General features: G+C 68.5%; 12 protein-coding genes and 4 pseudogenes. 5 read left to right on the top strand and 11 right to left on the bottom strand.

The genetic code is table 11. The features are described 5' to 3' along the window. The first annotated feature begins 10 nt into the window (after positions 1 to 10). A complete protein-coding gene (locus OG747_RS50440) occupies positions 11 to 670 on the top strand; it encodes a histidine phosphatase family protein (RefSeq protein ID WP_331743826.1) in 660 nt (219 codons plus the stop codon). Positions 671 to 706: 36 nt separating this feature from the next. Here the strand turns inward: OG747_RS50440 and OG747_RS50435 are convergent. The 5 genes and pseudogenes from OG747_RS50435 to OG747_RS50415 form a co-directional block, all read right to left on the bottom strand. Continuing rightward, positions 707 to 943, bottom strand: a pseudogene (locus OG747_RS50435) (DNA-binding transcriptional regulator); the annotation flags it as partial. A 291-nt stretch (positions 944 to 1234) separates the two neighbouring features. After that, positions 1235 to 1831 carry a cysteine hydrolase gene (locus tag OG747_RS50430; RefSeq protein ID WP_331743829.1) on the bottom strand — a complete coding sequence of 199 codons (597 nt, stop codon included), beginning with the start codon at positions 1829 to 1831 and terminating at the stop codon, positions 1235 to 1237. Beyond that, on the bottom strand, positions 1828 to 3330 hold the full coding sequence (locus OG747_RS50425) for an MFS transporter (RefSeq protein WP_331743831.1): 1503 nt from the start codon (positions 3328 to 3330) through the stop codon (positions 1828 to 1830). The genes OG747_RS50430 and OG747_RS50425 overlap by 4 nt, the downstream gene beginning before the upstream one ends. Next, positions 3327 to 3806 carry a MarR family transcriptional regulator gene (locus OG747_RS50420; protein ID WP_331743835.1) on the bottom strand — a complete coding sequence of 160 codons (480 nt, stop codon included), beginning with the start codon at positions 3804 to 3806 and terminating at the stop codon, positions 3327 to 3329. The genes OG747_RS50425 and OG747_RS50420 overlap by 4 nt, the downstream gene beginning before the upstream one ends. Positions 3807 to 3928: 122 nt before the next feature. Beyond that, positions 3929 to 4747, bottom strand: a complete 819-nt coding sequence (locus OG747_RS50415; RefSeq protein WP_331743838.1) for an SDR family oxidoreductase — start codon at positions 4745 to 4747, stop codon at positions 3929 to 3931. A 121-nt stretch (positions 4748 to 4868) separates the two neighbouring features. Here OG747_RS50415 and OG747_RS50410 point away from each other — a divergent pair, with 121 nt between their 5' ends. Beyond that, positions 4869 to 5453: a TetR/AcrR family transcriptional regulator gene (locus OG747_RS50410; protein WP_405886346.1), complete on the top strand. Its 585-nt coding sequence runs from the start codon at positions 4869 to 4871 to the stop codon at positions 5451 to 5453. Positions 5454 to 5693: 240 nt separating this feature from the next. Here the strand turns inward: OG747_RS50410 and OG747_RS50405 are convergent. Further along, positions 5694 to 6369: pseudogene (locus OG747_RS50405) on the bottom strand (hypothetical protein); the annotation flags it as partial. Between the two features lie 7 nt (positions 6370 to 6376). Here OG747_RS50405 and OG747_RS50400 point away from each other — a divergent pair. Both OG747_RS50400 and OG747_RS50395 read left to right on the top strand, forming a co-directional pair. Then, a pseudogene (locus tag OG747_RS50400) lies at positions 6377 to 6505 on the top strand (RNA polymerase subunit sigma-70); the annotation flags it as partial. 166 nt (positions 6506 to 6671) lie between these two features. Further along, positions 6672 to 7211, top strand: a complete 540-nt coding sequence (locus OG747_RS50395) for a hypothetical protein (RefSeq protein WP_331743844.1) — start codon at positions 6672 to 6674, stop codon at positions 7209 to 7211. Positions 7212 to 7763: 552 nt separating this feature from the next. Here OG747_RS50395 and OG747_RS50390 read toward each other — a convergent pair. Continuing rightward, positions 7764 to 8750 carry an Ig-like domain-containing protein gene (locus tag OG747_RS50390; protein WP_405886344.1) on the bottom strand — a complete coding sequence of 329 codons (987 nt, stop codon included), beginning with the start codon at positions 8748 to 8750 and terminating at the stop codon, positions 7764 to 7766. Between the two features lie 451 nt (positions 8751 to 9201). Here OG747_RS50390 and OG747_RS50385 point away from each other — a divergent pair. After that, positions 9202 to 9612, top strand: a pseudogene (locus tag OG747_RS50385) (transposase); the annotation flags it as partial. A 720-nt stretch (positions 9613 to 10332) separates the two neighbouring features. Here OG747_RS50385 and OG747_RS50380 read toward each other — a convergent pair. The 4 genes from OG747_RS50380 to OG747_RS50365 form a co-directional block, all read right to left on the bottom strand. After that, positions 10333 to 11274: a D-2-hydroxyacid dehydrogenase family protein gene (locus tag OG747_RS50380; protein WP_331743847.1), complete on the bottom strand. Its 942-nt coding sequence runs from the start codon at positions 11272 to 11274 to the stop codon at positions 10333 to 10335. Between the two features lie 797 nt (positions 11275 to 12071). Further along, positions 12072 to 13637, bottom strand: a complete 1566-nt coding sequence (locus tag OG747_RS50375; RefSeq protein ID WP_331743850.1) for a hypothetical protein — start codon at positions 13635 to 13637, stop codon at positions 12072 to 12074. Continuing rightward, positions 13637 to 14254, bottom strand: coding sequence for a hypothetical protein (locus OG747_RS50370; RefSeq protein WP_331743853.1), 618 nt, complete (start codon positions 14252 to 14254; stop codon positions 13637 to 13639). Before OG747_RS50370 ends, OG747_RS50375 begins: the two co-directional genes overlap by 1 nt. Next, positions 14251 to 15129: an alpha/beta hydrolase gene (locus OG747_RS50365; RefSeq protein WP_331743856.1), complete on the bottom strand. Its 879-nt coding sequence runs from the start codon at positions 15127 to 15129 to the stop codon at positions 14251 to 14253. The genes OG747_RS50370 and OG747_RS50365 overlap by 4 nt, the downstream gene beginning before the upstream one ends. Positions 15130 to 15352: the final 223 nt, after the last annotated feature.

The following is a 15352-nucleotide window of genomic DNA, read 5'->3' as shown; positions in this document are numbered from 1 at the left end:
GAACATCGACATGCCGCTCATCTCCCTCGTCCGTCACGGCCAGGCGTCCTTCGGCGCGCAGGACTACGACGTCCTGTCCGACCTCGGCCGGGAACAGGCCACGGCCGTCGGCCGGGAACTCGCCCGCCGTGGCCTGCGCGACCCGCACGTCGTCTCCGGCACCCTCACCCGCCAACGCGACACCGCCCAACTCCTCGCGGACGCCGCCGGATTCACCGAGCCCCTGCGCGAAGATCCGCGCTGGAACGAGTACGACCACCTCGCCCTCATGGCCCGCTACACCGACCCGCTGCCCAAGGGCCAAGCGGACTCCCGCGCCGTACAGGACCTGCTCGACCGCGCGCTACGGACGTGGATCCAGGACACGGACGAGACCGGCCCCGCCGGATGGACCGCCTTCGAGAACGGCACCACAGCCGCGCTGACCGAGCTGTCCACCGCACTCGGCCGGAGCCGCGACGCGGTCGTCGTCACCTCGGGCGGCGTCCTCGCCACGCTCTGCGGTGCCCTGCTGTCCCTGCCGTCGGCCGGAGTCGTCGCCCTCAACCGGGTCACTGTCAACGCCTCCGTCACCACGCTCGTCGTAGGCGGCTCCGGGACCAGTCTCCTCACCTTCAACGACCACGCCCACTTCACCGGCGGCCAACGCGGACTCCTCACCTATCGCTGAATCCTCGACCGGTCCTCACACAGGCGCCCCGCGGCAGACGCTACGCTCGCCGGTCCGGTCCTTGCGCGTGGTGTGGCCGAAGCGCAGCTTCTCGTGATCGCGGCACGCGCCCGCGATCACGGTCAGTACGTCGGCCGCGACGTCAGGGCCGGGGCCGGGGAGCGTCACGGTGGCATGGTCGAGCGCGTTGACGCGGTGCCGGTGCCGGTGCCGGTGCCGGAGCCGGGCGGGCAGGACCTGTTCCGGCTTCGTCAGGGCCCGCGGCGAGGTTTCGACGGCCCGGCGATCACTCCTGCGTACGGGACACGCCGGCCCGGCCGGCCCGCGGACCGGCCGGCAGACTCGACCGGCCGGCACGCACTTGGTCAACTGCTGCAGCGGCCCGCCCGCGCCGGTCGGCTGAGGTCCCTGGGACTGGTGGCATACGGCTTCATGCTGCCGAGTCCCTCTCAGGGGACCTGGCGGCGGCACCCCGTGGGCTCGTCGGAGGCCGGGGTGCGCCGATGCGAGCCCGAGGAGGCGGCGCTGCGGTCCGGCGAACTCCGGCAGCCAGGGTTCGCCGAGTCAGGCGGCCTTGAGCAGCTCGGGCAGCCGGGTCGTGTCGATCAGGTGGGCGCGGGACGGGAACACCTCGTTGACCAGGACCCGATTGACCTCGGGGTGGGGGTCGGCGACGCCGTCGGTCAGGACGAAGACGCGGTAGTCGCGGTCGGCGGCGTCGATGAGCGTGGACAGGACGACACCACCGGTGCTGATGCCGGAGAGGATCAGGGTGTCGATGCCGCGCTCACGCAGCTGCTGGTGGAGATCGGTGGTGGAGACCGAGCCGAAGCGGATCTTGCGGACGACGATGTCGCCGTCCTCGGGGGCGATCCGTTCGTCGATCTGAGTGGCGTCGTCCTCGTGGTGCATCATCTTCGCCGCGGCGACCGCGCTGAAGGTCTTGTTGGTCTCCGGGATCTCCGCCCAGTCGTCCTCGGTGAAGGCGACGCGGACGTAGCCGATGGTGCCGCCGGCTGCGCGGACGTCGGCTATCGCGCCCCGGACCCGCTCGACGAGCGCGTCGGGCTCGGGGGCGACCGCGACGATGCCGTTCTGGAAGTCCATCGCCAGCAGGGCGGTCCGCTTGGGGTCGATCTCGGGGAGGGCGGGGGTGGTCATGCGTGGTTCTCCTTGCGGGGGGATATCGCTGCGTTCACAGCGTTCGTGTGCGTAGGGGTGTCGGTGCGGTTCGAGATGCCGGTCTCGCGGTCCGCCTTGCGGGCCATCAGCCGGCGGTCCAGGACGGTCAGGAGCAGGACGGCGACGCCCGCCGCGACCAGTACGAAGCCGAGGGCGTGCAGGCCGTGGTCGCTCACACCGCCGCGGAAGACGATGCTGCCGATCACGGAGGACGTGATGGTGCCGAGATATCCGAAGGTCCGGAACAGCCCGGAGGCGGTGCCGATCTGGTCAGGGGGCGCCGCGAGGTAGAGAGCGGTCTGATTGCCGACCGTGGTGGCGGCCGAGGTGACGCCGAAGATCAGGGAGACCAGGACGATCGCGATCGCGGGGCTGTGCGAAGTGAGCAGCATGATGCCGCCCGAGCCCAGCACCATCGTGATGGCCGCCGTGAGCAGCGGTCCGCGCACCAGGTTGCGGCTGGCGAGCGGGCGCGAGAGCAGTGCGGAGACGGCGCCCATCGGGAGCAGCAACAGGCCGGATGCCACAGTGGACAGGCCGTGCGCCGCCTCCATCCACTGGGTCATGCCGTACATCACGGTGTAGACGCCGAGCAGGGTGAGGGCTTGGCGTAGGTAGGTGCGGGTGAGGGCGCCGTTGGCGGCGAGGCCTCGGAAGTCGAAGAACGGCGCGGTCTTGCGCAGCTCCCACACGACCGTGGGCGCGGCGGCCACGACGAAGACGGCCAGAGCGGCCCACTTCGGGCGGGGCAGGTCCATCAGGAAGATGACCAGCGCCGTCATCGAGGTGGCGAAACCGAGGATGCCGGGCAGGTCGATCCGTTCGGCGATCGTGCGGAAGCTGCTGTCCGCGCGGTCGAGCGGAGGGTCCTTGGGCAGCCAGCGCAGCGCCATGGCCAGTGCGATCGCGGTGATCGGGATGTTGATGAAGAAGGCCCAGCGCCAGCCCGCGTCGCCCACGAGGAGGCCGCCGATCGGTGGGCCGACGGCCGCGGTGGCCATGCCCGCGATGGCCAGGCCGCCGAGCACACCGCCCGGCGGGGTGTCCAGGCCGGCCTGTTCGGCGCGGCGCCGGATCATCACCATGGCGCAGGGGAAGGCAGCCGAGGTACCGATGCCGATCAGGACCCGGGCGACGGTCAGCATCGCCAGGTTCTGGCCGAGGCCGCCGACCAGGCCGCCGAGCAGCACGAGCAGGATGCCGGACAGGAAGACCCGGCGCGGGCCGACCACCTCGGCCAGCTTGCCCGCGGTGGGCTGGGCGACGGCACTGGCCAAGTACAACGAGGAGACGAGGACGGCAGTGGCCCCCACCGAGACACCCAGGTCGGCGGCAATGGGCACCAGGCCGGTGGCGATGATGGAGCTGTTGATCGGGTTGAGGGCGGAGCCGACATAGAGCGGTGTGGTGAAGGGCCACGAGAACGACGTGTCCTTCAAGTCGCCCGCCGAGGCATCGCGACCCACGACCGTACTCATATGCTGCCGCCACTCAGGTCGGCTTCGGCGAGCCGCTCCAGCAGCTCGATGGCCTTCTCGACGTCCTGGCGTCCGTCCGGGGCGACCATCTGGTCGATGGCGCGTGCCAGGAACGAAGCGCGGCCATTGAGGAGCCGGTCCACCAGATCTATCGCGGATGGATCGGCGCTCATCAACTTCTTGCGGCCGTCCTGCGGGTCGGGCTCACTGTGGACGAGCCCGGCGGCCTTGAGCACCGCCAGGCTCTGGGCGATGGCCTGTGCGCTGACATGTTCCAGTGAGGCGAGCCGGGCCGCGGTGACGGGGCCCTCCCGTACGACACTCGCCAGTACGCCGAGCTGCGTGGCGGTCAGACCGGTGTCGTTCTGCCCCGACTCCGCGCGCAGGCGTGCACGCAGCCGTTTCATCGCGTCCTGGAGACGCTGTGCGGTCGCAGCAGACACGGCGGGCTGCTGCGGCCGGGGGTTCGTGTGCATGCCTCCACCATAGAACTCCTCAAGTAACTTTGCCAAGTTACTTGAGGAAATATTGCGACCCCGAGACCAAAGGACCGGGGCGCCATGGCCGGCAATCAGGCCGCCCTGACATGGGTGGCCGGTCAGCCTTGTGCGATCCGGGAGACGTGCTCCCAGTCGTCCCAGGTCTTGAGGCGCTCGGCGTAGAGGGGCTTGATGATCTCGATGGGCTCGGTGCCGAACAGCACCCGCAGCGGCGGGTTCTCCGCGTCGACGATGTGCAGTAGGGCGGCGCCGGCGTTGGAGGGGTCGCTGTACCGGGCGTCGCCGAAGCGCGCCGCGATGGCCTCGCGGACCTGGTCGTAGGCGGGGTTGAGCTCGGCTTGCACGGCCGAAGAGCCACCCCAGTCGGTGGTGAAGCCGCCCGGCTCGACAATGGTGACCTTGATCCCCGCGCCGGCGACTTCATGGGCAAGGGACTCGCTGAAACCCTCGAGCGCCCACTTGGAGGCGTGGTACGCGCCCAGCGACGGGAACGCGGCGACGCCGCCGACGGAGGAGACCTGCACGATGTGGCCGCTGTGCTGCGCGCGCAGGATCGGCAGCACGGCCTGGGTGACCCAGAACGCGCCGAAGAGGTTCGTCTCCATCTGGTCGCGCAGCTGCTGTTCCGTGACTTCTTCGACCATGCCGAACAGTCCGTAGCCGGCGTTGTTGACCACGACATCGAGGCGGCCGAACTTCTCGTGCGCGGCGGCCACCGTGGCGGCGACGGCCGCCTTGTCGGTGACGTCCAGCGCCAGCGGCAGGACCGCGTCGTCTCCGTACTTGGTAACCAGATCGTCCAGTGTGGCCACGTTCCTGGCGGTCGCGGCGACCTTGTCCCCGCGCTCAAGGGCGGACTGGGCGAACGCGCGGCCGATGCCGCGGGATGTGCCGGTGATGAACCAGACCTTGCTCATGACTTCTCCTTTGGGGCTGACCTTCCGGAGCTGACCTCCGGGGGCCGAATTCACTGTAACCCCAAAAGTTAGACGCGTCCAAAAATGCATCCGTCCAGGAATTGAAACGTACGATAGGCGCATGGGAGGAACCATGAACCTGCGGGAGCGCAAGAAGCTGGCGACCTGGCGCGCCATCCGGTCCGCCGCGCTGCGGCTCTTCGACGAGCAGGGCTACGAGGCCACGACCGTCGAGCAGATCGCGGCCGCGGCGAACATCTCGCGCGCCACCTTCTTCAACTACTTCGCCAGCAAGGACGCGGCGGTCCTCGACCAGGACCCCGAGGAGCGGCGCAACTGGCAGGCCCTCATAAACGACCGTCCCGCGGACGAGCCGCTCTGGGACTCCCTCACCGCGATCATGACAGGGTTCTGCGGGAGCCTGCGGGAACGCATGCCGCTGCAGCGCCGCCTCAAGGCGCAATCGCCCGCCTTCGCCCAGTCGGCCCAGAGCTTTGGTGAGCAGTTCTTCACCGACCTGGAGCAGTGGGTGGCGTCCCGCACCACCGACTCCGACGAGCTGACCCCGATCCTGCAGCTGAACCTGGCGATAGCCGCCACCACCACCGCCTACCAGACCTGGCCCGCTGACGAGTCCTTCGACGGATACCTGCAACGCCTCGAACGCTGCCTGCGCCAGGCGGGCCCCGGCACGCCCACCGACTGACTCGCCAACCACGCCGCCGCTTCCGCCGTCCCGCCCGGCGCGTCGGCTCAGGGCCGCACGACAATGGCGTCCAGGCCTGTGTTCCGGCCACTGCTCGCGGCATTTTTGTCGGCGGACACGGTGATCACCACGGTGTGCGGTCCGTGAAGCTACACCCCTCGCCCGGCGACACAGCCCAGCCTGTCGGTGACGCCTGTAGCGCTGGATCGCTTTGCGTGCTGGATCTGTACAAGGACCAAATGCGCAGACCGCGCCTACCGCCATCGCCGGCACCGTGGTCCGGGTGAGCAGGCCCGGCAGTAGCCGCAGCGCCCACCACACCACGGTCAGCATGAGCACGTCGGCGGCTCGGTACAGCAGCCAGTCGCCGAGCGGCGTGGTCGCCGGGCCCGTCCAGCCGCCGAGCAGCAGCCACTCGCGCAGCAGGTCGCCGGGCTCGGACAGCAGCCCTCCGCCGCCGAACGAGGTCTGAATCCAGGCCGCCACCGATTCGTACGAAAGGATCACCAGCGACAGCGCGATCACCGCGGTCCCGGCGCTCGCGGCCAGGCGGGCGGCGTGCGGCGGTACACCCCGCCGGGGCAGCGGGTCCGCACCCCTTGGCGGTGACACGCGCCACGAGCACCGTGAGCAGGGCGGTCAACAGCGCCGCGAACACCATGACCGGCCCGCTCGACGCGATCACACCCGCCAGTTGCGGCAGGACCCGGTAGCTGCCGTGCCCCCGGGATGCGATCAACCACGGCGCGCAGACCGTCACGGCCAGCGTTCCGGCCACCGGGCCCCAGGCCCACAGCGCGAGCAGCGTGGCCGGCGTACGGCCCTGCGTCGGCGGAATCCTGCGGACCAGGAGCAGCGCGCCGGCCAGGAAGAACACGAAGACCGCCACGAATCTGATCTGCATCGCGGTGCTGTACGGACCGGATGACGCGGTGCTCGCCGACTCGGTCGGGCTCGCGCTCCTCGTCGTCCTGGAGTCGCTCGGACCGAGTGAGCGGCTGGCGTTCGTGCTGCATGACCTGTTCGCGGTGCCGTTCGACGAGATGGGACGACGAGACCGAATATTTTGAGAACCATACGCAACTGTGCAATTCATGGACCGGAGTTGCAGGCAAGCCGTGCGAAACGGTTCACTCGTAGTTGGCTGGTAGAGGCCGGACCCCCGAAAGGGGGCCCGGCCGCGCCGACAGGGACGGATCCACCACAAGGGGTGTCGCCATGTCCCAACCACCGCTGTACCACGAACAGCAACTGTCCTTCCCCGTGCTCGGCATTCCGCCCCACGCCTGGCCAGGAGAACGAAAATTGACCGTGCGCCAGGCGGTCCGGCAGCGGACTGCGGACGACCGTCTTGGCACGTCGGTCGTCGTCACCCTCGCCCATGCGTATGTCCTGCCCCACCAGCCACGCCCCAGCGTGGTCATCGGCAACAGCCCCCTTCCGGCGTCGCCGTCAGCCCTCCCATCCGTGCCCCGCCCCGCACTGTCACTGATCCTGCGCCGCAGACCGGACACACCCGCCTGCGACGCCCTGCACAACCGGGCCGAGCAATCCGTCATCGTCGAGGGCGTGCCGGTCGTCACCGAGTTCTTCGCCTGGGGCGACCCGCGCGTCATGCACGCGGCCTTCGCCTGGCGCGACGGCCGCCGGATCGAGATCGCCGGCTGGGACTACCCCCTGGACGCCGCCCTCTTCCGTTCCCTGGCCGAGATCGACACCCCGCTGGAGGACTCCGAACCGCTCCGGCCGGGAACCTGACCGGACACGGCCGGTGTCGCCGCCGACGTCGACAAGCTGATCACGCAAGCACAGGAACGGCACCGGGACGTCGGCGTCATCGCCACCCCGCAAGGACTTGGCTTCCTTGACGCGGAGGTGGTCAAGACCTAGGCGTATTGCCCTGTGTCGAGCCGCTGGACAAGTCCCTGTTACCCGAGCGTCCTGCCCAGCAGCATCCGAGCGGTGAGCCGGCGCGGCGCCGCCGGCGAACTCGGCAGCGCCGCTGCCGGCCGTGAACAGACCGCGGACAAGGGGCCGCTGTCCACGATGGCCGCCACGCGCGCGTAGAGGGGGCATGGAGCGGTCACCGAGCCATCGCATCGGGTCTGCGGCCTCTCCTGCGGGCGTGCCACCGGCCGTCACAGGGGCCGGTGGGGGACGTTCAGTACCCTGTTCGCTGACCTCGACCAGCGGTTGGACGAGTGGGGTGTGCCGGAGGGCCAGCCGTTTGGATCAGCCTGAAGGGCGAGTGCGACGGTGGCCTCGCGGTCAACATCATCGAGTGGTGACTGGCGCCGCCACCGCAGCGCGTCACAACGTCGCGGTCGTCCCCTTCCCGGACGCGCTGCCCGCGAGCCACTGGTCCCATCCCAGGTTGAAGTCGGCGTAGCCGTTGTCGGCCGGGGCCTTGGCACGGGGCGAGCCGGTGATGGTGACGGGGTCGCCCTGCTTGACCTGGCTGTAGAACCACTTGGCGTCCGACATGGACAGGTGGACGCAGCCGTGCGAGCCGCGGGCGCTGCCGCTGCCCGGAGTGGGGTCGCCGGTCGAGTAGTGCACGTACGTGCCGGACTGGGTCAGGTGGACGTCCCAGGGCAGCGTCAGGTCGTAGTAGTTGGGGCTGCCTTTTTCGCAGCTGATGCCAACGCTGCAGGAGGTCATGTGGACCTTCTCCTGCTTGTCGATGACGGCCATCGTGCCGTTCCACGTCGGATACTGGGCGCTTCCCGCATTGATCGACAGGGTGCGCACCACCTTGCTGTTCCGGGTCACCTTCATGGTGTGGCCGGCCACCGAGACATCCGCGCGCACGTCGTCGCCGATCTCGAAGGTGTGCGTGTAGCTGCGCACGCCGTAGCGTCCGTTGCCGTTGTTGACGCCGTTCATGTCAGCGTCGATCTTCACCTTCGTGCCGGAGGGCCAGTACGTCTTCGGTCGCCAGTCGGCGCGCCTGTCGCCGAACCAGTGCCAGGCGCCGACCACCGGCTGCGAGGCGCTCACCTTCATGTGCTTCTCCACCGTGGCCCGTGCCTTTGCCGCCACCGGGTTCGTGAAGACCACCGAGATCGGCATGGCCACGCCGACCGTGGTTCCCGTCTGCGGGGTGATCGTCTCCAGCAGCATCGGCGGGCCCGCGGGCTTCGTCGGTGACGGAGAAGTGCTCGCACTCGGCTTGCCCGGCGCCTTTGCGTCGTCCCCGCTCGCCTTGTCACTGCCACCCCCGCCGCAGGCACTCGCGCCCACCAGCATCGCACCCGTGACGAGTGCGATCCCTATGCTGCCCTTGCGCCGTCCCACGACCTGCCCCGCTCTCTCGTTCTTCGGCCCTGACGGGCCCGACTCCGTATCAGACAGCGAGGGCGTGGACCGCAGTTGCCTGCGTCGCGTAAAACGTTTCTCAAAACTCGGTGCGCACCGCCGGATCGGGGACGATGAGGGGCGCGACACCGTCGCCTCCCACCTTCATAGCGCGTCAGGGTGCAAGGGATTGGGCCGCATCGCTGTGGGCCGACGGTCGGTGGTAGCGGCCGGTGTCCGGAGCGACACCTCGAACACGGGTCTTCTGCCTGCCGACTTCGCTCGATCACGGCCGTGGTGTCCGCGCAGGAACCCGTGCGTACTCCAGTTGCGACGTGGACGGGGAAGTCGGCGCCGCGCCGAGCACCCCGGACCCGGCTGGCGACGCCTGCGGTGGGCGGAGTTGGCTCAGAGGACCGGCGATCCGCTGGTGCCCGAGGGGCTGATGCCCTTTCGCGAGCACGGCCTCGCCGAAGTGATCGAGAGCATGCCCGGCATCGGCCCGCTGATGGGCGCGGAGTTCCTGGCCGCCACAGGCGGCGACATGACCCGCTACACGAGCGCGGACCGCCTGGCCGGCCTCGCCGGCCTCGCCCAGGTTCCCCGCGACTCCGGCAACGTCAGCGGCAACCTGCACCGGCGCTACCACCGCGGCCTGCAACGCGTCTTCTACACCTCCGCGCTCATCAGCATCCGCAGCTGCGACGCCTCCCGCCGCTACTACGAACGCAAACGCACCGAGGGCAAACGGCACACCCAGGCAGTCCTCGCCCTGGCCCGACGGCGGGTCAATGTCCTGTGGGCCCTGATCCGTGACGGACGGTGCTGTCAAAGCGCACTCCCAGCCACAGTGGCGACTTGACAACATCATTAGGAGGTGCGCGGGGAGCGCAGGCGCCCGAGTGGTGAGGCACGAGGATGTGACACTCGGCGCTGAAGTGTCACATCCTCGTGGGCGAAGGTAATACGGGCGGGCACCGGCAGATGGCCGCACCGCTCAACCTGGTGCGCGCACGTGGTCCAGGACCCGGGACCAGCTGGAAGCATCCGCGAAGGCCCCGTGGAGGAGTACCACGGTGGCCGGTGAGGACGACGACGTCATGATGTTTCTCCTCCCTTCCCGCTGCAGTTGCTGGCCCTTCGGCAGGGGCGAACTCCAACTGGCCGAAGGCGCCCCTCGCTGGTGAACTCCGGGGCCCGGTCCTGGAGAGCGATCAGGAACCGGCGGTGCGCGGGCGTAGACAGAAGTCGCATGCACGTCTCGTGTGCTCGTCGGCGGAAAGGTTGAGACTGGATGAGCAACGAGGACTCGCCGGGGTTCGGCACTGCGGTCGCGCTTGAGTTGACGCCGCGGGGATGGGCAACCAGGGCCCGGCTCGTGCAGGCCGCGGCAAAAGTATTCGCCGAGATCGGCTTCATCCACTGCCACATCACAGGCATCACTACGATAGCCGAAACCGCTCCGGACGCCTGTCCGGAAAACGCGAGACCCCTCAACCTTGCAAGCGAAGTGATCCGCAGACGGATGTGGCGCGGATCGGGCAGGGGGCGACGGTGCTTTCCGGGAGCACGTTGCGGACCGTCAAGACAGCGTGCGAACAGGCGTTCCGGCATTCCATGCGGCGATGTCCTCGACCGCGTCCCGATAGAAGACCTCATACAGATCCCGACTTACGTAGCCGATATGGGGTGTCACCACAGCATTGTTCAGTGAACGCAGAGGGTGATCGGCCGGCAGGGGTTCGCGATCGAAGACATCCAGCGCCGCTGAACCAATCCTCTTCTCGGCCAATGCCCTGAGCAGCGCCGCCTCGTCCACCACAGGCCCGCGCGAGGTATTCACCAAAATCGCCGTCGACTTCATGAGGCCCAGTTCGCGCTCACCGACGAGGCCTCGAGTGCGCTCACTGAGTACTACGTGAATACTCAGCACATCGGAGCGCATGAACAATTCGTCTCGCGAAACGTATGTCGTTCCTTTCGCCTGCGCGTCCACGGGTGTCAGGTTCTTGCTCCAGGCAATGGTCTGCATGCCGAATGCGCGCCCAATCTCCGCTACCGCGGTCCCCAATCGCCCGAGGCCCAGCACTCCCAGAGTGGCACCCCTAAGGCTCGACCCCAGCCCCTCTTGCCATCCACCTCGGCGAACGGAGTCCACCTGTTGTGGGATCAAGCGTGCCGCGGAAAGGATGAGCCCCCAGGTGAGTTCAACCGTCGGGTACGAGAAATACCCCGTACCGCACACGGTGATACCCGAACGGTGTGCGGCATCCAGATCGATTGCCGCGTTGACCGGCCCGGTGGTGACGAGCAACTTCAGACGTGGCAATCTATTCAGGGTTGCGGACGGAAAGGGAGTCCGCTCTCGCATGGCCACCACTACCTCATACTCGGCGAGCGCCGTCACAACCGCCCCCTCGTTTTCGAAGGGTTCAGTGAAGACATGGACCTCGGCGTGGAGCGAATCCCAGTCGGCCAGGCCCAGCGCAACGCCTTGATAGTCGTCCAGAATCGCGATTCTCATGCGGAATCCTCCCACTTTTGCCAATCGGACCGAAGTGTCGGTGGGTGGGGTTTGACCTTCCTGGCGCGGCTGGTCCGGCGAGGGCAGGTGGCGGACTGGCTCGGCCGCCATCAGAACGCCGAGAGCGACGATGCGGTACCCCGTCCAGCCGCCCGCGGGGGAAGGAGGCGAACGGGTGTCCGGAGAGAGCCGATCCGGTAGGAAGAGTGTGTGGTGACGGCACAAGGGTCAGACGTTCCGATGCATTCCAGGTTCGCACGCATGCCTTGGTAAGAGGAATCACGTGCGGCACGTGGTCTCCGTGACCGTGTGTGCTACGGAGTACCGGAGGCGAGACATCGGGCGACGGCAGGGGTTGGGCGGGAGGCGCGGCCGGAGCGCGGCCGGAGCGTGGGCGGCAGTCGGCCGCTGAGCTTGCTCGGGTTGCCGCGTTGAGGCGAGGACGAGTCAGGCCACCGCACCGGTGTCATCCGTATGGTCCAAGTCGGCTGGTAGATGGTGGTGTGGACCAGCTGGTGGAGCTGCTGCCGACCGGTTGCCAGGTCGAGGTGCACGTCCCGGGCCCGGCGCCGCCCAGCCACCTCAGCAGAAGCCGACGCCGAACAGCGGACCGACGGGGTCTCGGTGTGGTGAGTGCCGACGCGCTGGCAGAGGCCGCCATGCGGACGATGGACTACGGCCGATGCGTCCTTTGCCCTCTGCGATCAGGCGGACTCCGTTGAGCGGATCTTCGATGAGCGCGGCTGCCAAGGCGGACGCGGGCGTCATGACGGCACCTTTCATGTGCGGGGACTGCTCTACCGGGAGCTGCCGCGCGGGAAGGCGACGCGGATCTGGTGGTCGCCGATGTCCAGGTCGAGCCGGATGGAATTGCGGCCAGTGACGTGCCAGCCGGCCGAGTCCTGACCGTCGACGGTGACCGACACCTCAGCAGGGCTGGCGAGCTGGTCGATCGTGAAACTGGTGGAATGTCCTCGCTGTGAGGGCGTGGCGGCTGTGGTCTCGATGCCGAGGACACGGTGGGCCATGTCGTTCTGGGCGCGGCGGATGCCGATGTTGGGGTAGTCGACACCGCGGAGCTCTGGCTCCGGCGCCGGCGCGAGCCGGGGTTCGTTGAAGATCCGCCACCACGCTCCCGGGCTGCCGCTCTCGGCGAGCATCAGGGTGGCGTTGACCTGCCCGCGGGGCCAGGTGGAGTCGTAGCCGAACCAGAATGCGAAACGGTCGTTCTCCTCGCCGAAGAACCGGGGCTGGTATTCACGCTCGACGAAGTCCCGGATGCGGTCTTCGGTGGTGGTGTCCTTTACCTCATGTGCCATCCACATGGCCGTGCTGAGGTGGTTGGGGTCCGGGTGGAGCTTGCTCAGCGGTAGATCCGGGTTGTTCCAGCCGAGTCGCCGCATCGCCAGGTCGTAGATCCACAGAGCGAACTCGCGGTCCTGCGGGTAGAGATACAGCAGGCAGGGGAACACCCCGTGGGCTACGGAGGGCCCGGGCAGTGTGTGGAGGCGTTGTTCCATCGGGTCGTAGTAGAGCGCGAAGGTGCGCAGCTCGCCGGTGCGGGTCAGGCTCATGTAGTGCCGGCGGGTGTAGTCGACCCAGTGCGGGAACGGCTCGTGCAGGGTGGTTCCGAGCAGCGCGTCGTAGAGTTTCAGCCCGAGTCCGGCGGCGCTGACGCAGAACGGCCAGATCTTCGTGTTCTCGCAGTGCGGGCCCTGCGGGCGGGTACGGAACTGGGCGGAGATGAACTCCGCGATCCGCGCGTGGGTCCAGGTGAACTGGCGGTTCTGGTAGCCGGTGATATCGAGTGGTTGGTGTTCGGTGGCCTCTCCGGAAACGTAGTGGCGTATCCCGAGGAGCAGGTTCAGCCAGCCCCGGTAGAACACGTTCCCGTCGGCGCCGACGGGGTCCGGCTGCAGCCCCCATGGTTCGACCCCGTTCCCTGTCCATCCCGGTGGCGCGTAGCGGCCGCGAAGCGGTTCGGGGATGAAGGCCAGCCACTCAGGCGGGTAGCGGTCCACACCGGGATCAGGCCCGATCAGTGTGCACCAGTCGACCGCGCCCCAGAACGAGACATAACGGCGGATGAGCTCATCCGCGATCCGGGTGTAGGCCTCCCGCCACGCCGGGGTCGCTTCGAGCATGACCGGAAGCGCGTACGACATGTAGTGGAGGTCGAATCGGGGGAAGGAGCACATCGGCGGCGCGGTGTAGCGATCCCACCACGGGTGGGGCTCGCCCCGGTCACTCCAGTCGTCAGGGGTCGTCGCCTTGTCCCACATGAACCGCAGCCAGCCCAGCGCGCGGTCGTTCAGCCCGGCCATGGGCGTTCCCGCCTCGGGGGTCTCGGCGCGCGTGCTCATCACGGCTCCCGTAGCGGTTCGCCGTTGGCCCCGCGCACGATCCACAGTTTGGCCCGCGCGTTCCAGGCACCGGTCCAGGCCGGATCCAGCTGCCGCACGGCCGGCTCGATCGTGATCTTCTCGACGCCGTTCGAGGCCGGGTCGTGTGCCACGTACGCGCCCGGGAGGGCCCGCCGGGCAGGACCGGCCCCGCCGATGGGCACCACTTTCCGGATCAGGCCGCGGAACCACATCAGGAGCAGATGGTTGCCCTCGACGCGGACGGTTCCGCGGATGCGGTCACGCATGATGGCATCGATCGCATCGCGCGACATCAGGTCACGAAGCGCGTGACCGCTGCCGGGGAAGCGGACCGCGAAGTCGGGTGCCTCGGCCCTGCCCGCCGAGGTGGAGACGCGGCGCCGCTGACCGTCGAAGTCCCAGTGCCGCGCGGGACCGTCGTCCGCGGAGATTTCGACCGTGAGACTGCGCGTGATCTGCGACCGGACCGGCGCGCTGAACCGTGACGCCAGCACCAGCCGGTGCCCGAGCCACCACAGCAGCACCCGCAGCCCGGTGACCGCCGCCGCATGTGACGCTCGCTGCTGCCTGTGCAGCTTGCTGGTCGTGTCCATCATGGGGCCTTTTCTTCGCCGGCTCCGGACAGGAAGCTGTGGACCAGTGCGGCGAATTGCTCGGGCCACTGGAAGAGGAAGCCGTGGCCGGAGTCGGGGTAGATCCGGACGCGCGCGTTGGGCAGGTGCTGGGCCAGCAGCCAGGAGTTTGGGGTCGGGATCATGATGTCGTTGTCGCCGTTGGCGATCAGAACCGGCTGGGTGATCCCGGCCAGCCGGTTCAGCCGGGACGGCTCGGGGATGCCCCATTCGGTGATGGCGTCCATTTGAGCGTCGCGGGCCTGCAGGCCGGCGGGCTTGTCGCGGTCTTCCGTGCGGGCGGCGCGCCGTTCCAGGAACTCCCGGCCTTTTTGCTGGCTGGTTGGGGTGACTTCGAAGAACAGGGAGAGCAGATCCTCGGGATGGTTGTCGGCGACATTGGCGAGGGCCTGGACGTCGTTGATCCAGCCGTGCATCAGCCGGCCGCTTTGCGGCCCGGTGCCGGCCAGCACGAGCCGGCGGACCAACTGGGGGCGGATCAGGGTGAGTTCCTGGGCGACCATCCCGCCGATGGAGAACCCGAACAGGTCGATCCGGCTCAGCCCGAGCGCCTCGATGAAGGCGATGGCGTCGCGGGCCATCTCGGTGATGGTGTGCGGCACCGTCCCGGACGACAGGCCGACCCCGGCGTTGTCGACCGGGATGACCTCGCGGCCGGACGCGAGGGCGCCGAGAAGGAGCGGATCCCAGTTGTCCAGGTTGCCGCGGAAGTGCTGCAGCATCACCAGCGGGAGCACGCCGGGGGAGGGAGTGCCGAACCGCCGGTAGGTGTAGCTGACGCCGTTAGGTGCCTCAACAGACTGGTTCGGGGCGGTCAGCGCGATGTCGCTGGACGACATGATCAATCATCTCTTCCCTTACGCTCGCTTGTAGATCCCCGCCTCGCCCCGCACGGACAGATGCGCGGCTCCCGTCCGGGACAGGGCAACCAGAGCCCCCAGCCGGGCCAGATCGCCATCACGCCCCACCGGGCGTGGGCCCGCCGGTGCCGCGTTTTACCTGTATGCGGCGTTTTGCCTGTATCTGAGCCTAGATCCCACGCTACTTCCCCTCGCGCAGGGC

Origin of the sequence: Streptomyces sp. NBC_01384, from assembly GCF_045040035.1 — a bacterium.
GTDB lineage: Bacteria > Actinomycetota > Actinomycetes > Streptomycetales > Streptomycetaceae > Streptomyces.
Note: the sequence above shows the minus strand (reverse complement) of the source record. Positions and strands in the feature narration are given on the sequence as shown.